At 44.6% G+C, this 23511-nt stretch carries 23 protein-coding genes; 13 read left to right on the plus strand and 10 right to left on the minus strand.

Annotation, left to right across the window (positions count from 1 at the left end; translation table 11 throughout):
- Positions 1-216 precede the first annotated feature (216 nt).
- The 3 genes from CLV31_RS04580 (at position 217) to CLV31_RS04590 (ending at position 2983) form a co-directional block, all read left to right on the plus strand.
- Entirely contained in the window at positions 217-1137 is a 921-nt protein-coding gene (locus CLV31_RS04580) for a hypothetical protein (protein WP_111392021.1), read from the plus strand.
- Entirely contained in the window at positions 1134-2066 is a 933-nt protein-coding gene (ctlX, locus tag CLV31_RS04585) for a citrulline utilization hydrolase CtlX (RefSeq protein WP_245943322.1), read from the plus strand. Before CLV31_RS04580 ends, ctlX begins: the two co-directional genes overlap by 4 nt.
- Before the next feature lie 395 nt (positions 2067-2461).
- A complete protein-coding gene (locus CLV31_RS04590) occupies positions 2462-2983 on the plus strand; it encodes a transposase (protein ID WP_111391717.1) in 522 nt (173 codons plus the stop codon).
- A gap of 154 nt (positions 2984-3137) precedes the next feature.
- Here CLV31_RS04590 and purB read toward each other — a convergent pair whose 3' ends face one another.
- Positions 3138-4481, minus strand: coding sequence for an adenylosuccinate lyase (gene purB / locus CLV31_RS04595; RefSeq protein ID WP_111391718.1), 1344 nt, complete (start codon positions 4479-4481; stop codon positions 3138-3140).
- A gap of 217 nt (positions 4482-4698) precedes the next feature.
- Here purB and CLV31_RS04600 point away from each other — a divergent pair, with 217 nt between their 5' ends.
- Entirely contained in the window at positions 4699-5802 is a 1104-nt protein-coding gene (locus CLV31_RS04600) for a ferredoxin--NADP reductase (protein WP_111391719.1), read from the plus strand.
- Between the two features lie 11 nt (positions 5803-5813).
- Entirely contained in the window at positions 5814-6302 is a 489-nt protein-coding gene (locus CLV31_RS04605; protein ID WP_146250862.1) for a hypothetical protein, read from the plus strand.
- Positions 6303-6523: 221 nt separating this feature from the next.
- Here the strand turns inward: CLV31_RS04605 and CLV31_RS04610 are convergent, their stop codons facing one another.
- The 7 genes from CLV31_RS04610 to polX all read right to left on the minus strand — a co-directional run bounded on the left by CLV31_RS04610 (position 6524) and on the right by polX (position 12981).
- Complete coding sequence (locus CLV31_RS04610; RefSeq protein WP_111391721.1) at positions 6524-7450, minus strand: DUF4097 family beta strand repeat-containing protein; 927 nt, start codon at positions 7448-7450, stop codon at positions 6524-6526.
- A 15-nt stretch (positions 7451-7465) separates the two neighbouring features.
- The gene (locus CLV31_RS04615) at positions 7466-8266 is read right to left on the minus strand and encodes a hypothetical protein (RefSeq protein WP_111391722.1); all 801 of its coding nucleotides are present in this window, start codon (positions 8264-8266) and stop codon (positions 7466-7468) included.
- Positions 8267-8319: 53 nt separating this feature from the next.
- A complete protein-coding gene (locus tag CLV31_RS04620) occupies positions 8320-9366 on the minus strand; it encodes a hypothetical protein (protein WP_111391723.1) in 1047 nt (348 codons plus the stop codon).
- A gap of 41 nt (positions 9367-9407) precedes the next feature.
- On the minus strand, positions 9408-10202 hold the full coding sequence (locus CLV31_RS04625; RefSeq protein ID WP_111391724.1) for a hypothetical protein: 795 nt from the start codon (positions 10200-10202) through the stop codon (positions 9408-9410).
- Complete coding sequence (locus CLV31_RS04630; protein WP_111391725.1) at positions 10195-10764, minus strand: RNA polymerase sigma factor; 570 nt, start codon at positions 10762-10764, stop codon at positions 10195-10197. The genes CLV31_RS04625 and CLV31_RS04630 overlap by 8 nt, the downstream gene beginning before the upstream one ends.
- A gap of 140 nt (positions 10765-10904) precedes the next feature.
- A complete protein-coding gene (locus CLV31_RS04635; protein WP_111391726.1) occupies positions 10905-11192 on the minus strand; it encodes a hypothetical protein in 288 nt (95 codons plus the stop codon).
- 85 nt (positions 11193-11277) lie between these two features.
- Positions 11278-12981, minus strand: coding sequence for a DNA polymerase/3'-5' exonuclease PolX (polX, locus tag CLV31_RS04640; RefSeq protein ID WP_111391727.1), 1704 nt, complete (start codon positions 12979-12981; stop codon positions 11278-11280).
- Between the two features lie 181 nt (positions 12982-13162).
- Between polX and CLV31_RS04645 the strand changes: the two genes are divergently transcribed.
- The 4 genes from CLV31_RS04645 (at position 13163) to CLV31_RS04660 (ending at position 16993) form a co-directional block, all read left to right on the plus strand.
- The gene (locus CLV31_RS04645) at positions 13163-13561 is read left to right on the plus strand and encodes an EVE domain-containing protein (protein ID WP_111392023.1); all 399 of its coding nucleotides are present in this window, start codon (positions 13163-13165) and stop codon (positions 13559-13561) included.
- Between the two features lie 303 nt (positions 13562-13864).
- Entirely contained in the window at positions 13865-15481 is a 1617-nt protein-coding gene (locus CLV31_RS04650) for a hypothetical protein (RefSeq protein ID WP_111391728.1), read from the plus strand.
- Positions 15482-15515: 34 nt separating this feature from the next.
- Positions 15516-16064 (plus strand): bifunctional pyr operon transcriptional regulator/uracil phosphoribosyltransferase PyrR, encoded by a 549-nt coding sequence (gene pyrR / locus CLV31_RS04655; protein WP_111391729.1) that lies wholly within the window; start codon positions 15516-15518, stop codon positions 16062-16064.
- 2 nt (positions 16065-16066) lie between these two features.
- A complete protein-coding gene (locus tag CLV31_RS04660; RefSeq protein ID WP_111391730.1) occupies positions 16067-16993 on the plus strand; it encodes an aspartate carbamoyltransferase catalytic subunit in 927 nt (308 codons plus the stop codon).
- A 362-nt stretch (positions 16994-17355) separates the two neighbouring features.
- On the opposite strand, the gene CLV31_RS04665 is transcribed toward CLV31_RS04660, so the two are convergent.
- A complete protein-coding gene (locus CLV31_RS04665; RefSeq protein ID WP_111391731.1) occupies positions 17356-17958 on the minus strand; it encodes an outer membrane beta-barrel protein in 603 nt (200 codons plus the stop codon).
- Positions 17959-18171: 213 nt separating this feature from the next.
- On the opposite strand from CLV31_RS04665, the gene CLV31_RS04670 reads away from it, so the two are divergent.
- The 4 genes from CLV31_RS04670 (at position 18172) to CLV31_RS04685 (ending at position 22692) form a co-directional block, all read left to right on the plus strand.
- Positions 18172-18888 carry an ABC transporter ATP-binding protein gene (locus tag CLV31_RS04670; protein WP_111391732.1) on the plus strand — a complete coding sequence of 239 codons (717 nt, stop codon included), beginning with the start codon at positions 18172-18174 and terminating at the stop codon, positions 18886-18888.
- A complete protein-coding gene (locus tag CLV31_RS04675; RefSeq protein WP_111391733.1) occupies positions 18881-20506 on the plus strand; it encodes a putative ABC exporter domain-containing protein in 1626 nt (541 codons plus the stop codon). The genes CLV31_RS04670 and CLV31_RS04675 overlap by 8 nt, the downstream gene beginning before the upstream one ends.
- Before the next feature lie 153 nt (positions 20507-20659).
- Positions 20660-22027, plus strand: coding sequence for a pyridoxal-phosphate dependent enzyme (locus CLV31_RS04680; RefSeq protein ID WP_111391734.1), 1368 nt, complete (start codon positions 20660-20662; stop codon positions 22025-22027).
- Positions 22028-22029: 2 nt separating this feature from the next.
- Complete coding sequence (locus CLV31_RS04685) at positions 22030-22692, plus strand: hypothetical protein (protein ID WP_111391735.1); 663 nt, start codon at positions 22030-22032, stop codon at positions 22690-22692.
- Here the strand turns inward: CLV31_RS04685 and CLV31_RS04690 are convergent.
- Complete coding sequence (locus CLV31_RS04690) at positions 22670-23398, minus strand: lysophospholipid acyltransferase family protein (RefSeq protein WP_317048773.1); 729 nt, start codon at positions 23396-23398, stop codon at positions 22670-22672. The genes CLV31_RS04685 and CLV31_RS04690 overlap by 23 nt on opposite strands.
- Positions 23399-23511 lie beyond the last annotated feature (113 nt).

Raw genomic sequence — 23511 nt, forward strand, 5'->3', positions numbered from 1 at the left:
GAGTGAAGTCCACGAGCCCTGAAGGGGCGACCGTATTACCTAAAGGAATTTTTGATTAGAGATTGGGTTGGGTTTGTAAGCAATAAGTGCCAAAACAATACAGAACGTGCCTTCAGCACTCTTGATTCTTGAGGATTTCAAAAAACCCAGAATTGAATTCTGGGTTTGGACAGAACGTGCCGTTGGCACTTTTCTATGATTCTGCAGCTTTTCCGAATGCAGCATTTCGCGCGTCAATTCGTACTTTTGGACATGAAGCACATTCGACTCATTTCAGTTTTTACGCTGTTTTTTAGTTTTTGTACCCAGTTTTCTTTTGCTCAAAAGGATCTAAAAATTGATTCCGTTTACCTTGCGGGCATTCCTCAGGGGGTGATCAACAATCCCATTTTGGAAGAAATAAGCGGTTTGGCTTTTTCCCAAAAGCATCCCAATCTGATTTATGTCCATACCGATAGTGGAGGGGAAGCAGCAGTGTACTTGTTGGATTCCCTGGGAAAAGAATTGGGTGTCATGGAGCTGGAAGGAGTAAAAAACCGGGATTGGGAAGATATTGCCGTAGGGCCTGGTCCAGGCGGAAAGCCTTATGTTTTTGTGGCCGAGATAGGCGATAATGCGGCCATTCATAGTGAAATCTGTATTATCCGTTTTCCCGAACCCAATTCCATCACAGCCAATAGCACTGTCAAACCAGAAGTTTTGAGGCTTACCTATCCCGGAGGTGCCAGAGATGCGGAGACCCTCATGGTGGATCCGATTTCGGGGGATTTGTTTATTGTGTCCAAACGGGATGATAAAAATACCCTTTATCGGGTTCCTCAATCAGCTTTTTCCAAGGGGAAGGCCACGCTTGAAAAACTGCATAATCTCGATTTTACCAGTTCAGTCGCGGGTGATATTTCCAGCGATGGAAGCAAAATTCTGATCAAAAATTACTTTACCATTTACTATTGGGAGCGCAAGACAGGGGAGAGTATTCCTCAGGCCCTTCAAAGGGTGCCGAAACGACTGCCTTACGTACCCGAACCCCAAGGGGAAGCTATTGGCTTCAATCCTAGCGGTAATTCATTTTTTACCATCAGCGAAAAGCGATTCAATATCCACCCGACCCTTTACAGATTTCCAAAAAGACTATGAAACATATCAGTTCGGTGATATTGATGGTAAGACCTGCTCATTTTGGATTTAATCCTGAAACGGCAGAAAGCAACTTTTATCAAAAAAGGGACTCGCGTGCAGAAAAGGAAATCCAACAGCTGGCTGTGGCTGAGTTTGACGGTTTTGTTGCGCTTTTGAGAGACCAAGGTGTGGAAGTGTTGGTGGTAGAGGATAGCGAAAGTCCGATGAAAACCGATGCCATTTTCCCCAACAACTGGCTGAGTACCCATCCCGACGGCAAGGTGATTTTGTATCCCATGCTTTCCCCCAACCGTCGCTTGGAAAGGAGAAAGGAGATTTTGGAGCAGTTGCTTCATTTGGGTTTTGGGATATCCGAGATCATTGATTTAAGCTTTTTCGAGGAGCATGGACAGTTTTTGGAGGGAACTGGAAGTATGGTGCTGGACCGGCAGGCAAAGGTGATTTATGCCTGCTTTTCGGAGCGGACTCATCCTGTTCCCCTCGAGTATGTAGGTAAGTTGCTTGGCTATCAAGTGGTAAGTTTTGAGGCCATGCAGGAAGTGGGAGGGAGGCTTTCGCCGATCTATCATACCAATGTAATGATGCATGTGGGTACGGACATTGCCGTGGTGTGTCTGGAGACCATCGTCAAATCTGCCGACCGTCAAAAAGTAAAGGATGGATTGGCCAATTCGGGAAAAAAAGTCATTCCGATCACAGCAAGGCAAAAGTTTCAGTTTGCCGGAAATATGCTGGAAGTGAGCAATGACGGTGGCGAGAAGTTTACCGTGATGTCTCAGGCGGCGTTGGATTCACTCAATGTGGGTCAAATCCAGCAAATTGAAAAGTACACGACGATCATCAGTCCGGCCATTCCCACCATCGAAAAGCTCGGAGGCGGATCCGTGAGGTGCATGATGGCGGAGGTTTTTTTGCCGAAGGCGTAAGGGCGCTGGTAGTGTTCAGAAACTATATAGGCGGAGAAAAACGAAAAACCGTGAGTGGACACTCACGGCGGCATGGGACTTAAGACAGTGAAGTGCTCAGTTAACTGGGAACTGATCACTTATTTTTGCCAACTTAACTTAAAACCCCAGTGTAATTAAACGGATTAATCACTTCGCCCCTGTGAGTGTCCCCACTCACAGATGAAAATCAAATCAATAAGTCCTTTGTACACAAAAGGCAAGTTTTAAGGTTGTAGGAATCTTGGATTTCTCTTCTTGAGAGTCTGATTACCTCACGGCAAGTCTCCACTCACGACTACAAATAAATTATCTGAAGTATTTTTCAAGTTTTTTCAGATATTTAACCTGCTATAAATCAATTTTTTGAATGAAAAATGGAACTTGAAAAACTCTACTTTTTCACCGCCACCATAAAGGACTGGATCCCTCTTTTTGATAAAAGGGAATTCAAACAAATCATCCTGAATAGCCTAGCCTATTTGGTTTCGAAATCCTTAATCCGAGTCTATGCTTTTGTCATCATGCCAAATCATATACATGTCATTTGGGAAATGATGGGATTGAACGGAAAGGAATCCCCTCATGCCAGTTTTTTGAAGTTTACGGGACATGAATTTTTGAAAAAATTGAGAAAAGAGAATTCTGAATTACTTAGAAGTTTTGCGGTGGAAGAGGTCAATAAATCTCATTCTTTTTGGCAAAGGGATTCACTTCCAGTGGAGTTGTTTAATCCGAATGTTATCTATCAAAAGCTTGATTACATCCACCATAATCCGTGTCGGGGGAAATGGATGTTGGTTGATAATCCTCTTGAATACCCGTTTTCTTCCTTTGAATTTTATGAGACAGGTAAAGATCGCTTTGGGTTTTTGACTCATATAGGGGAGAGGATTTAAAAGTTGGGTACTCAGTAAAAGTTATAAAAAGCCGTGAGTGGGGACACTCACGGCGGCAAAGTTAAGTACTCACGGTCGTAAATTTTGACACTCACGGCAGCATAGCCTCAGTTGACCGATTCACTCTGCCAACTGAGACTGCATCACTGCTCTCTTAAATCCCGGTGTAATTAAAAGGCGTAATTGCTCGCAATTCGATTTTCAGTTCGGTGGAAATCGGTAGGTTTTCCACAAATTCCGCGATGGATTCTTCGGTGATTTTGCTGTTGGTACGGGTCAGATCGCGTAGAGCTTCGTAAGGTTTGGGGAAGCCTTCTCTTCGCAGGATGGTCTGAATCGCTTCGGCGACCACGGCCCAGTTTTCCTCCAAATCCGCATCGATCGCTGCCTGATTCAGTTCCAGTTTGCCCAAGCCTTTTTGCAAAGACTCCAGAGAAATCAGCATATGGGCCAGCGGTACTCCAATGACCCGCAATACGGTGCTGTCCGTCAAGTCACGCTGCAATCTGGAAATGGGGAGTTTGGCTGCCAAATGCTCCAAAAGGGCATTGGCGATACCCAGGTTGCCTTCCGCATTTTCAAAATCAATCGGGTTTACCTTGTGAGGCATGGCAGAGGAACCTACCTCTCCCGCTTTGATTTTTTGCTTGAAATAGTTCATCGCCACATACTGCCACACGTCTTTGGACAGATCGAGCAAGATGGTGTTGATACGCTTCAGTCCGTCAAAGACAGCAGCCAGATTGTCGTAATGCTCGATTTGGGTAGTTGGGAACGAACGCTCCAGTCCGAGGTAATTTTCCACAAACGTGAAGGCAAACTCATTCCACTCGAAGTCTGGGTAAGCGACAACGTGGGCGTTCATGTTGCCGGTGGCGCCGCCAAACTTGGCAGAATAAGGCACCTGTTCCAGGAGTTCGAGCTGCTTTCTTAACCTCACCACAAAGACATTGATCTCCTTACCCAGTCGGGTGGGAGAGGCGGGCTGCCCGTGGGTTTTGGCCAGCATGGGGATTTCAGACCATTGATCAGCGAGGTCAGCAAGCTTTTCGATCACTTCCTCCAAGGCAGGCAAGATTACTTCCTGAACTCCACGCTTGAGCATCAGAGGCGTAGCCGTATTGTTGATATCTTGGGAGGTGAGGCCGAAATGGATGAATTCTTTATAGGGCTCCAAGCCTAGTTCATCGAATTTTTCTTTTAAAAAGTATTCCACGGCTTTCACGTCGTGATTGGTAGTGCGCTCGGTGGTTTTGATCCAGTTGGCATCTTCCATGGAAAAGTGCTTCACCCAATCCCGGAGCTGGGGGAAAAGTGCATGGTCAAAGTTAGCCAGCTGAGGCAAGGGCAATTGGCAGAGGGCGATAAAATATTCCACTTCCACATGTACCCGATACTTGATCAGGGCAAATTCTGAAAAAAAAGCACGTAGAGGGGCGGTTTTGCCGGCATAGCGTCCATCTACAGAGGAGACAGCGGTGAGGGCATTTAATTCCATATCAGTTTGATTTGCTGCGCAAAAGATAAATTCAGTCTATAACTCGGAAGTCGCAAAGGTAAGGGCTTGGTGCCAAAAACAGGACTTTGGCTCAATATTTATCCCAGCTGAGCAAACTTACTCTTCCTTTTCGGGGTTATTGACTGAAATTTCCTGAGTATATGGTCATTTTCCCGCTTCGGAGATTAATTTTGCAGCCAATTCACCAAAAGATCAGATGTTCAATTTCTTCAAGAAAAAGGAAAAAGAGGTCAAAGTAAATCCATTTTTACCGCTTAAAGTACGGGAAGTAGTCCGGGAAACTTCAGATACAGTCACACTCTATTTCGAACAACCCGAGCCGTATCTGGAATACAAACCCGGTCAGTTTTTGACTTTGGTCATGGAGTTTGATGGAAAAGAGCAACGCAGATCCTATTCGCTTTGCACCTCTCCCTTTGTCGATCCTTTTCCGGGGATTTCCGTCAAGCGGGTTCCTGAAGGACTTTTTTCCAATTTCTTAAATGAAAAAGTTTTCCCGGGAAAGACCCTGAATGTGGTGAAGCCAATGGGGAACTTTACCACTGAGTTTCATTCCAAAAACCGCCGCCATTTCTTTCTGATTGCAGGAGGAAGCGGAATTACGCCCATTATGGGGATTTTGAAATCTGTCTTGGTCAACGAACCTCAATCGATCATTTCCTTGATCTATTGTAGCCGTAACGAGGAGCAGATCATCTTCAACAAACAACTGGAGCTTCTTCAACTTGCCAATCCGGATCGATTGACTGTCATTCATAACCTAAGCCAGCCTTCTGAAAATTGGAAAGGGCTGAAAGGAAGACTTTCGCCGATAGTTCTGAAAGAGCTCTTTGCAAAAGCAGAATATGAGCCGCGGTATGAGGAAATTTACTTTATGTGTGGGCCGGAAGGGATCATGGAGACTACCCAACAAGTGCTGGATGAATTGGGAGTGGAAAGGGAGCGAATCCATCGCGAGAGTTTCTTTTCTGCGGCAGCCCACCAAGCGCATGAAGATGCCCTGAAAGGAATAAACAATGGGATCTTAACCCGAGATGTGACCATCATTCTGGAAGGTGAGGAACATGTAGTAACTGTGCCACCAAGCAAAACAGTTCTGGAATCAGGATTGGCAGCAGGGCTCAATATGCCTTACAGTTGTCAAAGTGGGCTTTGCACCGCTTGCCGAGGCCGGGTGCTCAGCGGGCAGGTGAAAATGGATGAGGATGCAGGATTGAGTGAAAAGGAATTGGCAGCTGGATATGTGTTGTGCTGCGTGTCCAGACCCTTGACCGACGATATCAAAATCACCATCGAATAATTCAATCCCACTTGGAAACTCAGGAACTACGAAAAATTTACCATCGAACAGAACGCTTGACGCTGATCATTTTATTGATAGCCCTTCCGGCTTTTGGGATGGTTTACCTGTATCACAATTCGGGTAGTATCTCCAAGGATCTCCCGCAGCTCTCAGGTTTCTTTAACGGATTTTTAATAACTTTTTCGGTAACCTTATTGGTAGGGCAGTATTGGGCTTTTCATGTCAATCTTAAAAAGTCCTTTGCTCAGACCGAATTGCTTGAAAAAGTGAAAATCTATACCAAAGCCACTTCCCAGCGGTTTTTGTTTCTGTTTTTGGTGTCTATTTGTAGTACAATCGGATTACTTTTCAGTGGTAATCCCCTTTTCATTATCATTTTTGCCTTGACCTTGGTGTTTTTCTCACTGGCCAAGCCCAGTCCTGACCGGATGACACGACTGATGAAGTTGAAAAAAGAAGACCGGGAAATTCTGAGAGAAATTGCCCGGCCTCAATAAGTAGTTGAAATTGGGGATTTGAGGTTTGAAATTCTAAATCTGATTATACGCTATTCTGCCCGTAGACAAATATTCCTTTGATTTTGGGCTGGGAGACCGTAGACGGAAGACCGAAGAAATCCAAGAATTTTCATTTACTAGTTCATTTGAATTTCTAGCTAGGCTGCTGGCAAAGTTCCGTATATCGAAAATCTAAATCTCAAACTTCAAATCTCCAACCTTTAATTCTGTATGGTGATATTTCCTGAGCTGATATTTCCACGGATGGTAGCCGCGGCACCATTGGACAATTCCAGCGTTTTTCCGGTGGAAACAGTCCCAACTTTAAGGTTACCTGAAGATGCTTTTAGCGAATAGTTGAAGCTTTTGAGGTCACTTGTTGTCTGAATGTTGAAGTTGCCGGAGGTTCCGTTGAACTGGGTCTGATCACTCAGTCCCGCCATGGTGGCCCGGATATTTCCGGAAGTAAACTGTAGCTTTCCCAGAGAGCCAATATTGTTCAGTTTGGCATTTCCGGAGGTCAGGGAGACGGACAACAATCCTTTCACACCGTCTGCGTCCAATGATCCGCTGGTGGATTGGTAGGTCACATTTCCTTCTACCTGATTGATGGAAGCATTTCCGGAAGTGACTTTTGCCTGAACATCTCCTTTTACTCCATTTACCTGCAGATTGCCTGAGCTGGCACCGATTTGCAAATCTCCTGAGATATTGGAAGCGGATACTTTTCCCGAACTTACCTGAAGGGAGGTTTCAGGGGCGCTTACCCGATCTACAGAAAGGCTTCCTGAACTGTTTCTGAATTTCACATTCATAGTCTCAGGACCTGTGATTTTGATGAAGCCTTTATTCCGGCTGTTCCAGGAATAGTTGCTCTGCTTGCGTTCAAGGCTGATTTTGAGTACATCTCCGACCGTTACAAAGATGATGTCCTGATCGTTGTCATTGGAGGCCAAGTAGGCTGTGACATCCACAGTGCTTGAACTTCCTCCTTGATAACTTACATCCAGCCACCCGCCGTTTACCTCGATGGTCTTGATGTTGGGGTAGGATTTTTGGGTGTCCACCAAGACATTTTGAGCTAGTGCATTATGGCCTCCTACTAGCAGGAGACAAACGCAAATGAAGACTGAGAATGATTTTTTCATAGATTTTTGGGAGGTTTATTTGAATGAAATACCAAAGCTGATGGCTTGAACTTCAGGGCCTTTGTCTGCCATAAAGAAATTGTTGAGATCGTAATCGAGGAATACATTGACATCTCCTACACCGATCTCTGTTCGCAACCCATAGCGCACATTGGATGCGAACATATTTACTTTATCGAATTGTTTTCGGGAATTGCCGTTGTCATCCTCATATACAAACTTTCCTCGGCCTCCGAGTCTCAATCCCGCATAGCCACCAAATCCAATGCGCAACTTTTGGTTGTTGCTCAGCAGGGTGGGCACAAAAGTTAGGTTGGCATAGGAAGCGGAGATTTTGCTTTTGGTACCTTCTCCTTCGGTAAATTCTTCCCAAATTATTCCGTTCGGCGTTCTTGCCGCGATCAGATTTCGATCTTCCAATTTGTAGTTGAACCAGTTGACTCCCAGGGAAGTGTTGAGGTGAAAGTTTTTGGAAGCCTTATATCGGCCTAAATATTTCACTTCAACATTCCAGGATCCCCAAGGCTTGACGGCAGGCGTTTGGTCGCTGGGATTCCAAAGGTTAATACCCAAATCAGTGGCGATATCTCCGGAGTATTTGGACGATTTTTTGATCGTGCCATTCGTATCATTCCAGTTTTTTTCCTCAATATCTGCTTCCCAGGATTTAGTGCCATCACTGAATTTTTGATAAGTCCAGTCTTCTCCCAGAAAGTGAAAAGTTTTAGACTTCACAACGGTTTTGCTTTCTTGAGAAAAACCCAAAATGGGTAAACTCATGGCCAGGACGAGAAGAATAGGGTAGGCTTTTTTCATAAAATAGTTGGTTTAAAGAAGTAGAAGTGAGGGGAGGTTTGGCTCCCCGTTTTTTAGAAAATTACACCAAAAGAAATCGGGGTTACAGCAGGACCTTTGCCTTCTTGGAAGAGGTTGTTGAGGTCGTAAGTAGTGTAGAATTTCACCCGGCCGATGCCCAGTTCGCCACGTACACCGTATCGGAGATTTTCCAGATAAAGTCCGGTCGCTTCTTTGTCTTTGCGGCGTCCTGAACCTCCGATCTCTTCATAGACAAATTTGGATCTGCCACCCAGACGATATCCCACATAAGGACCTGCAGCCAGCTGAAGTCCTCTTTTGCCGTCACCGTCCATCTTTCCAAAGTCCAATTTAAAAAGTGTCATGGCAGTCAGGTAAGAAGCGGAGATTTTGCTTTTCATGCCGTCTACATCATTCCGCTCCAGGAATTCAATGGACCCGTTTCCTCGGACTGCCTGAAAGTCCCGGTTTTCCAACTTGAAGTTGTACCATTGGAAACCCAGCCCAAAATCCCAATAAAAGCCGTTGCTGATCTTCTGTGAGGCCATCCAGTTCATGCCCACATTCCAGCTGCCCCAACCTTTGACGGAGTAGGGATTGTCGGAAGTCGGGAATTTTCCATCTTCCAGCAGATTGTTGATCCCCAGGTCAAAGTTGAAATAGGTGCGGAAAGGCTTGTCATGCTTGGGTTTGCCTCCACCGGTTTCCACCTTGACTTTGGTATTTGCTCCGGATTCATCTACATAGACACGCATCCCACCTACACGGACTTCGGTTTCGGCTCCGTCTTCTCGTACTTTGACCACTTCTTTGACCGATCCGTCTCTTTTTCGGATCTCGACGATGGTCAACTCACCGGTCTCTTTGTTTTCGACCAGATCGAGTTCGCTGATGATCTGATTGATGTTCATCAGTTTGAGTTTTTCGAAATCTTCTTTAGAATCAACGATGATGACGACTTTGCCTGATTTTCCGAACTCGACTACAACACTGTCTTTTTGGATCGCGTGCTCGTTTAGTTTGGAAAATGGATTTTCGGAATTGGCAAAGGCCACTTGAACCAAAGCCATCAGGCAAAATAAAAGCAGGTACTTTTTCATTTTTTCAGATTTTAAAAGGTGGTAGTTGGTTTAGTTTTTTGTTATTCGTCAGCTTGCTTTCTGGAGGTAAGCGAAGCGAACAGATTGTTTTTTTTGTCTTGAAGTTCTGCAAAACCCTCATCTACTTTTCCGAGGAGGCCTTCCACTTTGCTCACCGTCTTACCCACTTCCGTGATCAGGTTTTTCTCCGGTTCGACTCCCTTTTTCAATCCATCCGAATAAATGTTGATTCGGTAAAGGGGAGCCTCTTCTTCAGATGCTTTAGCCTCTGCTACTGCTTGCTGAATAGTGTTTGGTTGGATTTCAGGTAATTTTACTTCGTTGATTTCCAATCCAATTTGTGGAGTTCCGATTTGGATTTCTTTTTGTGGAATTTCTGCTTCAGCGATCAGGTTTTGAGGTTTTTGTTCTGTGGAAGAATTCGGAAGGGATTTGATATGCTGTTTTGGAGTGGATTGGGTTTGATTTGATTTCGCAGGTGTCGCTGTCGTTTTCGTGATTTGAGGTTCGACAGCAGGCAATTCTGGAAGGATTTCCGGATTTGCTTCAGCATTTTCCACTGATTGAGTTTCGGTGGGGACTTCTTTGGTTGCTGATCCATCTTCTGCCAGCAGCTGATCGGGTTCTAGTTCCCCGGTGTTTTTCCAGAAGAACCAACCGGCTACCAGCAGTACAGAAGCCGAAGCTGCGACTGCCCACCAAATTCCCCGATTGGAGGATCGGGAGGAAGGAAGCTGAGATTCCAGGCGTTCCCAAGCGAGCATGCTGGGCTTTTCTTGATGACCTTCCAGCTTTTCTCTGAAAAACCGGTCGAGTTGTTCGTTTTGCTTAGCCATGGTTTGTCTTGGTTTTGGGTTGCAGACTGGCGATTTTTTCTTTGAGCGCGGTTCGGGCGCGATTGAGCTGAGATTTGGAGGTGCTTTCGGTGATACCCAGGAGATCGGCGATTTCCTGGTGGGAATATCCTTCGATCGCATAGAGGTTGAACACCGTCCGGTAACCTACCGGGAGGCTTTTGACCAGATCCATCAGTTCGGCTGCCTCGAGGTGAGTCAGTTCGTACTGATGATCTTGGTAATCGGCCTCAAACTCCAAGTTGACTTCCATCATCAGATGACGGTTGCTTCTCAGTTTCATGAGCGCCTGCGTGACGACGATTCGCTTCATCCAGCCTTCAAAACTCCCTTTGGACTGGTATTGGGGGAGTTTGTCGAATATTTTCATGAAGCTTTCGATCATCACGTCCTCGGCATGTTCGCGATCTTTGAGGTATCGCATACAGATGGCCAGAAATTTCCCAGAATAGGATTCGTACAAGTGGCGCTGTGCTGCGCGGTCGCCGCGTAGGCAACCCTTGAGGAGTCCGTCTTCAGTAGAAAAGTTGGTTCTGTTAAACATTCCGGTTGGCTTTCAAATGGGTAGATGCAAGCCCCGAAAAAAGGGTTGCGCTGGAAATTAAAAAAAGTTAAATCTTTTTTTGAAAGTGTTCTAAATCGACTGTAAATCAGATGGTTTGGAAATAAAAAAAAATCAGGCGCTTAAAGGGAAAAAATAAAAAACAACAAGGCTACACTCATGATCAGGATCATCATTTGTGACTTTTCCTTGTACTCTTGCGCGACTTTTCTTCGGCGGAGAACAATGATTGACATGCCAATCCCCGCAAACTGGAGGAAAAAGCTAACTCCATTCAATGGGCCCATGGGAGCATCCAGCCATTGAAGATTGGTATTCAGAATAGAAAGTGCCCCGAGAATGATTCCGGTAAGTCCAAAAAGAAAAGAGCGCTGAAGGAGGATGGGTTCTGGAAGGTCGGTTAGTTTCATTTTATAGAGGCAAGAGTTTAGAAGCGAGAAGCTAGAGGATAAAAATTTATGGGCGGAGTTCTTTATGAGATTTAGTTTTTAGGGTTTATTTGATTTTAGCTTTTCGCGTTGCAAAGTAAGCAGCAATTTCTTCTCTGCTTAGGGCATTGAACGTCATTTCTTTGGAAAGTCCTCCTTTTCTGCCGACCAGGACACCATATTTCATATCGGCGTAGCCGTCCATTTCGTGAGCATCCGGATTGATGGAGAGTTTGACTCCCTGCTCCATCGCATACCTTACCCATCTCCAATCCAGATCGAGTCTCCAGGGATTTGCATTGATTTCGATGACCACGTCATGTGCCGCACAGGCATCGATCACGGCCCGGTGATCGATCGGATAGCCTTCTCTTCGAAGCAAAAGTCGTCCAGTCGGGTGACCCAAAATGGTGGTGTATGGATTGGAAATGGCGGTAATCAGGCGATCTGTGGCCCGTCGCACATCCATATTGAGAATGGAATGAACCGAAGAAACAATGAAGTCAAAACTGGCCAACACTTCCGTGGGATAGTCCAGGCTTCCATCACCCAAAATATCCGACTCTATGCCTTTGAAAATTTTGAAAGGAGCTAGTTCCGCGTTGAGTTGATCAATTTCCTGATGTTGTTTCAGAACTTTTTCTATATCAAGTCCTCCGGCATAGCTCGCGGTACGGCTGTGGTCTGAGATACCTAGGTATTCGTAGCCGAGAGCTTTGCAGTGCTCGGCCATTTGCCGAAGACTGTGCTTGCCATCGGAATAGGTAGAGTGATTGTGCAGAATTCCTTTCAGATCGGAATCTTCCAACAGGATAGGGATTTTATTTTCCTTTGCCTGCTCAACTTCTCCAAAGCCTTCACGCATTTCCAAGGGGATAGGCTGAAGCTTGTTTTTTTGAAAAAACTCCTCTTCGGAAGAAAAGTCTTTTTTTAGAATTTTTTCCGAAATGGATTCTCCTTGTTCCACCGGAGAATTCAGATGAGCTTTAGAACCTTCGAGGAGAAGTTTTTTCCAAAGGAAGTCTTCAGGATGGCAAAAATGAATTTTGATCTTTACCTGCGGATCCCGAGTGGTCCCTCTCCAGGTCATGGGACCGGATTGAGTCCAGTTCCATTCGATGGGCTCAAAGGTGCTTAAATGGGATTTTAGACTGGTAAGAGTAGCTGAGGAAATCAAAAATTCGACTTCGGAAATGATTTCCAATTTTCTGGCAAATTCGCCCACTGGGGTCACTTGCGCATGTTCAAACAAGGTATTGAAGGTGGTATTCAGTTCCTGGATGAAGGGTTCAATGTCCGCATAGAGCCACTTTCCGGCATTGGAGGCTTTGAATTCCAGATTTTGGATGATGGTTTCCTGAGTTTTTTCTCCAAATCCTTTGGTTTTGGCAACTATTCCACTTTGGCAGGCTTCCATCAATTCATGGATGGAAGTAATGCCGATTTCTTCCCATAGAATTTTTACTTTTTTTGGACCCAAGCCTTTGATTTGAAGGATTTCAAGAATTCCTTCCGGAGTTTTGGCAAGAAGTTCCTCCAAGGCTGGAAAAGTTTCTGTTTCTTTTAGTGACCGAATAGCTTCCAAAATACTTTTTCCCACCCCATTGATCTTTCCAAGTTCCTCCTCGCTCAGGTCCATGATATCTTGATCTCCCCGTTCGAGTGAAATGAGGGCACTTTGATAGCTTCTGATTTTGAAAGGGTTTTCATCGTGCAACTCCATCAGCTGAATAGCCAGCTTGAGTTTTTTCAAAATGGTCTTGTGATCCAAAATTCTTGGGTTTTAGGGTCAGTAGTCAGACAAATGTCTTTAATTATTGTTTCAAATTAAAGGGCAAAGGGGTAACTTGAAAAAGATCATCAATGATCAAACTCAAGAATCAATTATCAATGAACAAGCTCAATGATCAAAGCCAATGGATCAAAGGGTCAATAAACCTAATAACCAATTTATGAACTACTGGATGGTCAAAACAGAACCAAGCTCATATTCCTGGGAGGATTTACTGTCTAAAAAGGAAGAGATTTGGGATGGGGTCAGAAATTATCAAGCAAGGAACTTCCTGAAAGAAATGAAGTTGGGAGATCCCGTATTAGTTTACCATAGCGGAAAAGACAGGGCAGTAGTCGGATTGGCGGAGGTTTCTGAGGAGGCGTTTCCGGATCCCAAGGATGCGGATTGGGTAGCGGTACGATTGAAGGCCAAAAGTAGCTTGCCAAAATCCGTTAGCCTTCAAGCCATCAAAGAGGAGGATCGATTATCAGAGATGTTGATGCTTCGACAGAGCCGACTTTCGGTCATGTCAGTCACCCAAGCGGAATTTGAACTCCTGATGAGACTAAGCAAATGACTACTCGATTCCTTTGCTGTACCTGCCTTGATGAAAAGGCACTTGTGGATTCTGCAATCTTCTATCTGTAGGCAGGATTTAGGTTCTCTTATAAATAAAAAAGGTATATCCGCTTTCTTAACAGTAGGTTTAGCTACTTTATTAAATTTCTCGTAAATGTTGAAATCAGGAATCCTTCGGTCGCTTGGACTGAGCTTGTCGAAATATCGGTCCTGTCTTCCGGTGGGTAGGCTTTCGGCCCATCAATCAAAGAGGATTTGACTTGAGGTGCTATTGCGGGCAATCATATAAATTAAATATCTGATGAAGAAGTGTTTATTCGTGCTGGTCTTTTGGTTTTCGGCTCTTTCGGGTTTTGCCCAGATCAAATTTTTTCAGCGACATGAAATTCCCTCCACCTTATCAGAGCCCATCTATGAGATCATGAGGATACCCGGAGGATTGGTTTCATTCCGAACCTTCCAAGCGAAAAGTTTCAGTGCCGAACGTGTTTTTCAATTCTACAAAACGGATTTTAATCTCAAGTCCGGAGGATTGAATGAAGTGGCTATCAAAAGTGGCTACGATATGATAGGCTATGACACCGATCAGGAAAATCTCTACATCCTACTTTCCAGAGGGTTCAATTCGGGGGCGGACAAATACATTCTTCAGATAGATTTACAATCCAATCAAGGGATAGAGTTTCCCGCTGACAATTTATTACCCCTGGATTTAATAGAATTCTTGGTTTTGGACAGCAAAGCAGTCTTTATGGGAAATGCCGAAGGGCGGCCTGTTTTGCAAATATTGAATCTGGAGAATAAAAGCCTGCATACCGTACAGGGAATCTATGGCAACAATACTCAGGTGCTACAGATCCGAAAAATGGCGGAACTTCAAGCGTTGGAAGTAGTCGTCAATCGTCGCGGTCAGTATAAATCACGGGAAACTTCCATCCTCACCTTTGACATGATGGGGAATCTTCTCAGGGAGGTCAAAGTGGATCAGTTTGGAGAGCAGGGGCAGGAGATCATGGATGGGGTATTGCTGGCTGACCAAAATTTCCAGCAGGTGATGATCGGGTCGTTTGGCTTGATGGCGCGCAATTCCTACCAAGGAATGTATGTTCTGGAGATCAATGAGTTTGGAGAATATGAATTCAAGCTGTACACCCTGGAGGATTTCCCGAACTTTTACAACTACATGTCGGAAAAGCGAAAAGCCAAGCAGGATGCAGCAGTATTAAATGACTTGGAAAAAGGCAAAATCCCCAATATCCGATATACCTATGTGGTCCGCGATGTCTGGGAGACCGAGGATTCATTTGTGGTCTATTTTGATCAACTCAATATTCTTACCTCGAGGGGAGGGGGAAGAGGGGCTATTTCGGCGAATAATGCCTACCGGTATGATCGGATCAATCGGCTCGGGTATGTACCCTATTACATGGACCCTTTTGTGTCTCCCAATATGCCCTTGCAGTCCTTCTCACTATACACCGAATACCAATACCAGTCTGCTCACTTTGTAAAAGTAGCCAAGACAGGTCAGGTACTATGGGATAACGCGGCGTCTTATCGTGATTTTTCCACTAACTATCCGGAACCTTTCGGCGAAATGGCGGTGGTTGGGGAGGACTTGTTTCACCTCTATACAGTCAATGATCAAATCAGGGCCAGTTTTTTCCGTAATGGCGAAAAAGTGTTTGAAAATATGACCTTTGATCTGGTCTTGCCGGATGAAAACGGAAGGGTGAAATCCACCGATTCCGGATCGCTGCGGCTGGTCCATTGGTATGATCGGTATTTTCTGTTGTCAGGAAAACAGACCGTTCGCTATCTGAACGCCCAAAATATGGAAGAAATCAAAGAGGTTTTCTTTATGGATAAAATTTTGGTGGATGGGGATTTGTACCAGCCGGAGGAGTCCCGAGACTAGTTTTATTTTCTATATTTACGCCCAAATCTCCTCCATGCAAAAACGGCTTGTACTCGATCAGCAGCAGATCGCCATCACTTTAAAACGCTTCTGCTACCAACTTATCGAAAATCATGACGATTTCGAAAATACAGTACTTTTAGGACTACAGCCCAGGGGCATTATCCTTTTGGACAAGATTGTGGCACTTTTAAAAGAAATTGCCAGAATTGAAGTGCCTTCCGGGTATTTGGATGCTACTTTCCACCGAGACGATTTCAGACGAAGGGATTTTCCGCTTAAGGCCAATGAGACCAAGATTGATTTTTTGGTAGAGGGAAAAAAGGTGATTCTTATTGATGATGTACTCTACAAAGGCAGATCGGTCAGAGCGGCAATGGACGCGATGATTGCTTTTGGAAGGCCTCAAAAGGTTGAATTGATGGTCTTGGTAGACCGAAGGTTGACCAGGGATTTTCCGATTATGCCCGATTATGTGGGGATCAAGGTCAATACCTTGGATTCGCAGCACGTGGTGGTAGAATGGAAGGACCAAGGTCTTCCTCAGGATGCAATTTGGATTACAGAGAAAGAAAAAAGCTAACCATGTCTCAACTCAGCACCAGACACCTGCTCGGGATTAAGGATATTTCAGAAACTGATATTCGCCTGATTCTGGAAACAGCCGCCAACTTCAAAGAAGTAATAAACAGACCTATCAAGAAAGTACCATCACTGAGAGACATTACAATCGCGAATATTTTCTTTGAAAACTCCACCCGCACACGCCTTTCATTTGAACTGGCCGAGAAAAGACTCAGTGCCGATGTGGTCAATTTTTCCTCTTCCAACAGTTCCGTGAAAAAAGGGGAGACCCTGGTAGACACAGTGAATAATATTCTGGCGATGAAAGTGGACATGGTCGTGATGCGTCATGCCAGTCCGGGAGCTCCTCACTTTCTCTCTCGGAATGTCAAAGCAAACATTGTCAATGCAGGCGATGGCACTCATGAGCATCCTACCCAAGCGCTGTTGGATGCGTTTTCCATGCAGGAAAAATTGGGGGATTTGGCCGGAAAAAAGATCGCGATCATCGGCGACATCCTGCACAGTAGAGTGGCTCTTTCGAATATTTTTTGCCTGCAAAAGCTGGGTGCTGAAGTGATGGTCTGTGGTCCGATTACCTTGTTGCCCAAGTATATTACCAGCTTGGGAGTGAAAGTTGAACTGGATGTGAAGAAAGCACTGGAGTGGTGTGATGTGGCCAATGTCCTCCGGATTCAGCTCGAACGTCAGCAGATCAAGTATTTTCCGAGTTTGAGAGAATATTCGCTCTATTACGGAATCAATAAGAAAATGCTCGATGCCTTGGATAAAAAAATCGTAGTCATGCACCCAGGCCCCATCAATAGGGGTGTAGAATTGAGTTCCGATGCAGCTGATTCTGACCAATCCATCATTCTCGATCAGGTAGAAAATGGGGTGGCTGTGAGGATGGCGGTACTCTATCTCCTGGCAGGAGCAAAAGGTTAAATTGCACCAAGTATTAAGAATCCGGTATCAAGATGCCAGGGTTTAGACTTAATAAACAGGATGCGTGTCATTAGATTCCGAGATCGACGTGAATCTATGCAGTAAATAAGGGTGAGATTTCGGTCTCACCGTTTTTGTTTATGGTTGGATCAAAGATCAATATGATTATTGGATTCCGAAAACTGATTATACGCTATTCTGCCAGTTGACGAATATTCCACTGATTTTGGGCTGGAAGACCGATGGCCGAAGACCGAAGATTCCCAAAAATATGGCGTTAACTTGGTCTTCTGACCTTTAGAAATGCTACTGGCAAGATTCCGAATATTTATTTTCCGAAATCCGAGATTCCAATTCCAAAATTATTTCCCCCATTTTCCTCCGCCTACAAAGAAGCCTAGGGTGATTCCATAATATTGATTGATGGCTTCTCCGATTACTTGTCCACTGACGTTCTGAAGGTCACTTGGTGGTACGATATTGTACTCGGCTCCGATACGGAATTTGCCCAATTCCACACCTGCTCTCACCATGGGAGCCCAGGCAAAGCTTGCCTCTAAGGTTCCTGTTTCATAGTCAATGTCTGAATCATCTATTTTTACCGAGCTCAAGGCATAATATCCAAACCCTGCACCTATATAGGGAGCAACTCTACTGTTGCCGTTATTGAAATAGTAATTCAGGGTACCGGTGATCGAAGCATTGCCGGAAACCTCTCCTTCAAAATCTTCTGAAATCGTGTAATAGGTAACATCCTTGGCCAATCCAGCCACTCCAAATCTTAACCCAAAGGCCAAATTGTCCCTGAGCAAGATCTGGGGTTCGAGATGAAAAAGAGCACCGATTCCCCCATCTTTAGGAATTGCAGCTCCCAAATCTGTACTCAACCTAAATCCACCTGCCCGCTGAGCCATGGCAGAATGTACAAGAATAAAAACCAATAGAACTCCGAGAAGTTTTTTCATAGAATTTGTGAATTTTTAAGAGCTTGCGGTTGCAAAAAGGATTCCAAAAATTAAACCAAATAGGCCAGTACTTGGGATATGGACCGATGGTTCAATTCCAAACCAAATGATGGTTGACAATCTTTTACCTTCGATGATGGACGGAATACTTCGATCCTGACATTCGTACTGGAAAAAGTTCCAAATTTTAGACAATCTCGCAAAAAGAGTTTTATGCTTACAGTCACTGATTTGACCAAAAAATACGGAAAACAAAACGCCGTAGACGATATTAGTTTTCATCTGGAAGGTGGAGAAGTGGTAGGTTTGCTAGGTCCCAATGGTGCCGGTAAGAGTACTACCATGAAATGCATCGTGGGGCTTTTGAGAAAATCAGCCGGAGAGATAACCATCGGAGGGCATGATCATCTCAGTGTCGAAGCCAAGAAATTTTTCAGCTACATCCCCGAAACCCCTTATGTCTATGATCTTTTGACGGTCTGGGAACATATGCAGTTTATCGCACAGGCTTATGGGGTAAGGGATTGGCAACCCAGAGCCAAAGAACTCCTTTCCCTTTACGAATTGGACGATAAGGAGAAAAAATTGGGTAGAGATTTGTCAAAAGGGATGAGGCAAAAAGTTTCCATCTGCTGTGCATTATTGCCGGACCCTCAGCTGTTGTTTTTCGATGAACCCATGATCGGCTTAGATCCCAAGGCCATCAAAAACACCAAAATCTTGTTTAAAAAACTCAAGGAACAGGGGAAAACCATTCTGGTGTCCACCCATCTGATTGACAGTGTGGAGTCCATTGCCGACCGGATCATGATCATGAAAGACGGTCGTATCATCGGCAATGACACTATTGAAAATCTCAAAACTCAGGCTGCTTCCGGACAGGGCTTGAGTTTAGAAGATTTGTTTTTAGAATTGACCAAAGATGAATGAGATCCGATTGTTGCTCCGCAAGGATCTTTGGATCCTGAAAAACAATATCCTGCTGATATTTCGAAATCCTACCCGGCTTATCCCTTATGCTGTGGCGGTGGGGTATTTTATTTTTATCTACACCCGAAGGATGGGGCGTGATCGTGTTTCCACTGAGGAGATCAATTTGGATGCTGCGGGTGAAGTGGATTTTGCCATGCAGAATCTCATCGGAGGAGTGACTATTCTCGCCTTGGGATTTTTGATGTTTCAATTGTATCGGGCGACCAAAAACAACGTCACGTTTTTCAAAATGGCCGATGTCAATCTGTTGTTTACTGCTCCTGTCAAACCTGAAAATCTTCTGATCTATTACATGGCAAGGTCTATTCTTCCGGCATTGGGAGGTTCGCTCTTTTTTTTGGTGTACAGTGGAGGTCAGATGGCCAGAGATTTTGAACTGGGAGCACTGGGAGCCATATTTCTGCTCTTGGGGTTTGCCCTGTTTTTCTTTATGATTTTTCCGCTCAGGTTTTTGATTTACACGCTTCACACCCGTTTTGGAATTGTCGAATACCTCAGAGGGGGGATTGTCATACTGGGAGTTGTGTTGGCTTCGGTGATTTTGATTCCCGGTTTTATGGCTGAGAAGTTTTGGCAGGGCCTGTTTTCGTGGATTGCTTCTCCTTGGTTTGATTTGTTTCCTTTGGTGGGTTGGAGTAGAGGGATGATGGGATATTTTGTTACCCAAAACTGGATCTTATCTGTCGGGTTTTTGGTGCTTTACGGTCTGAGTTATTTTACGGTGGTCAAGCTGGTGATCCGATATTCAGGCTACTATTACGAGGATGTATTAGAGTCTACCAAGTCCAATGAGGAAAAACTGGAAAAGGCGCTCGGAAAGCGTGAAGTAACCGAAGACACGTATAGCCTCAATGCCAAAAAGCAGTTGGCCTTGCCTGAATTCGGAGTGGGAGCCAAAGCTTTTTATTGGAGAAATTATGTACACAGTAGCAGGCAGGATTTCCATCCTTTGATCGGAGTTTATTCCATGGGTATGGCGCTCTTGGGTATTCTGTTTGCAGGTCTGTCCAATTTTGATTGGTTTTCGCACAAGGTGCTTTATTTCTACCTCTGCTTTATGGTTGCTTTTTACTTTTTGGCTGGGATAGGAAGGGCAAATATTGGAGATCTCAAAAAGCCTTGGTTTATATTGGTCCCATCGAGCTGGGCATCCAAATTTTGGAATATGATCAAGCTGGACTTGGTCCAAACCCTGATCTTTTCAATTTTGTTGATTGTGCCGTCGGTGTTTCTCGCGCAGATAGACCCTTGGTTGATTTTGATTTTTCCTTTGGGGATGATTTTTTCTTACCTGGTGGGGTTGGCGATCAACCTTATCCCACAGGTTGGGCTGGAAGAAGGGTGGGACAGGATTTTGATCAAGCCCCTTATGATTGGAGGGATTTTCCTGTTTGGATTGATTCCTTTTTTCATTTTGTCCGTGATCGTATTGGCTCTTACCGACCAGTTTTTTCTGGGGATGTTGGTCATGGTCCTCGGACTTGGGTTTATAGCAGCTATTCTCATCCATGTGACCTTGGATATTTTGAAAAGGCTTGAGTTCAAAGAGATTTAGGACAAGCTTAGCAGTTTGGAAAGTGAACCAAGAGTACTTCAATTAACTCTTTTCAGAACCTGAAGTGGGCAAAATATTATTTGGTTTTCCGAATGGAAAATCCTTTTGGCCTGAAAAAATCCTGTAATTTTGAATTCCAAATATAACAATGCTATGATTTATAACTCCATCATCGATACCATCGGAAATACCCCGATGATCCGGCTCAACAAACTTTCCAAAGGAATCAAAGGAGAGGTCTTGGTCAAAGTGGAATATTTCAATCCCGGAAATTCCATGAAAGACCGGATGGCTATCAAAATGGTGGAGGATGCAGAGAAAGCAGGGATATTAAAACCAGGCGGAACCATCATCGAAGGTACATCCGGAAATACCGGGATGGGTTTGGCTTTGGCCGCGGTGGCAAAGGGGTACAAGTGTATTTTTACCATGGCGGACAAACAGTCCAAAGAAAAAATAGACATCCTCAAGGCGGTCGGTGCTGAGGTGGTCGTATGTCCCACCAATGTGACTCCGGATGATCCCCGATCTTACTATTCAGTAGCCAGAAAACTGAATCGCGATATTCCCAATTCTTTTTACCCCAATCAATACGACAACCTCTCCAACACCGCGGCCCATTATGAGACCACAGGTCCGGAAATCTGGAAAGATACCGGGGGCCGAATCACCCATTATGCAGCTGGAGTAGGTACCGGTGGATCGATGTGTGGAACAGCTAAGTTTTTGAAGGAGCAAAATCCTGATTTGGTGACAGTCGGGATCGATACCTATGGTTCTGTATTCAAAAAATATAAAGAGACCGGAATTTTTGACGAGAAAGAAATCTATCCATATCTGACCGAAGGAATCGGCGAGGATATTCTTCCCAAGAATGTCGATTTCAGTTTGATCGATCATTTCATCAAGGTGACGGATAAGGATGCCGCAGTAATGACCCGACGGTTGGCTCGTGAGGAAGGACTTTTTGTGGGATGGTCTTGTGGATCGGCGGTGCATGGAGCTTTGGAATATGCCAAAGACCATTTAAAAGAAGGCGATGTGATGGTGATCATTCTACCGGATCATGGTACGCGCTATTTGGGTAAGATCTACAATGACGAGTGGATGCGAAATCACGGCTTTTTGGAAGACAAAACATTTTCTACAGCCCGGGATATCATTGCGCAGCGTAGTGGAAACTATCACTTGCTGTCTGTGAAAAAGACAGATTCGGTAAAAGAAGCCATTGCCATGATGAATGGCAAAAGCATTTCCCAGATTCCTGTAGTTGACGGGGACGAGGTGGTGGGCAGCTTGACCGATAATAAGCTGCTTTCCAAAATCATCGACAATCCTTTGCTCAAAGATGCTTCTGTTGCCGAGGTGATGGAGCCTTCGATGAAATTTGTCGCTTTGGACTCTACGTTGGATGTACTTTCATCTATGGTGGAGAAAGAAAAAGCAGTTTTGGTGAGAGATACATTTGACAGCATCCATATCATCACCAAGCATGATATCCTGGAGGCGTTTACCAATTAATTATGGAGGCAGAACGGCTAAACAAGCTTTTGACTGTATCGGTAGATTTTGATATCAAAGAATCATTTGTAAAAGCCTGGGAATTATTCAAATCCCAGGCTTTGTTTCATGTCATGTACATGCTTTTGATTCTATCGATTCAGGGACTTGTGGTGATCTACGTTCAGGAGTACATGATTATTTACAGTGCTTTTTTGGCTCCAGCTCTCTATTCGGGATTCTTTTTGGTAGCCAACAAAATCAGTCGCGGAGAACCCGTGATTTATCCTGATTATTTCGGGGGTTTTCGGTTTTGGTTGCCTCTTGTAGGGATTTCATTGCTTTCTCAGGTGCTCGTTGCCTTAGGGTTGTTTGCCTTGGTGATCCCTGGAGTGTATTTGGCGGTAGGTTACCTTTTTGCCATGTTGATGGGGATTTTTGGTGGCTTGGACGTGTGGTCAGCAATGGAATGGAGCAGAAAATTGATCACCCGAAATTGGTGGCAGTTTTTCGCATTGCTAATGATTTTGATAGCCATGAACTTGCTTGGACTTCTTTTGGCAGGCATCGGACTTTTGGTCAGCTTTCCGATGACTTTTTTGGTGTTGTATGTGATTTTTGAGGATATGACTCAGGAGGTATTCTCTGAGGAAGGCGCCGGGATCACTCATGGGCCAGAAGCATAGCTTCCAGCCTATTCCGGCATTTGGAAGCAAATTCATTCACCGCGTTTTCGCTCGGGATAGGTGGATTGATCGGGTCTGAAAAGTAGATCCTCACTTTTCCGGGTGTGAGGAGGATAGAGCCTCTTTTCATAATCTGATCTGCACCGATCACTGCCATAGGTAAAATGGGGATCCGAGTATCAATGGAAAGCCGAAAAGCGCCTTTCTGAAAGGGAAGAAGAAGATCCGAGCTGTCGTTCCGGGTGCCTTCCGGTGCCACCACCACAGAAATTCCCTTTTCCAAAATGCCGATCAGCTTTTCCAAACTAGCTCTTCTTGATTCCACGGAAGTACGATCCACCCATACGGCCAATTTCCCCACTACCCAACCAAAGAATGGAATTTTGGAAAGTTCTTTCTTTCCCAGTGCCCGAAGCGCTTGAGGAATGGCCATGGGGATGACCGGTGCATCAATAAACGAGCGATGGTTGAAAATATAGATGTATGGTTTGGTCGGATCGATTCTTTCTTTGCCATGGACTTCAAACCGGATCCCGGAAAGAAAAGCCCAAATCCCTGCCCAAACACGAATAAGCCGAATGGAAACCTTGTCCCCCCGGTCTGCGACCAATATCGGGATGACAATGAATATTCCGAGCATCAACAATAGAGCGATAAAGATCAGTGCAGAATAGAGGGTGTAAATCCACTGGAAGAACTTGATCATTGGCGAAATTGAGTTAAATTTGGGTTCGTTAATTATCCTTCAACTCTTTGCTTGCAGGTCCCAGTTTGATTAAGTTCAAAATGGGACCTTTTTTTAACTAATTCAAATTCTTT

Origin of the sequence: Algoriphagus aquaeductus, assembly GCF_003253485.1 — a bacterium.
GTDB classification, from domain to species: domain Bacteria; phylum Bacteroidota; class Bacteroidia; order Cytophagales; family Cyclobacteriaceae; genus Algoriphagus; species Algoriphagus aquaeductus.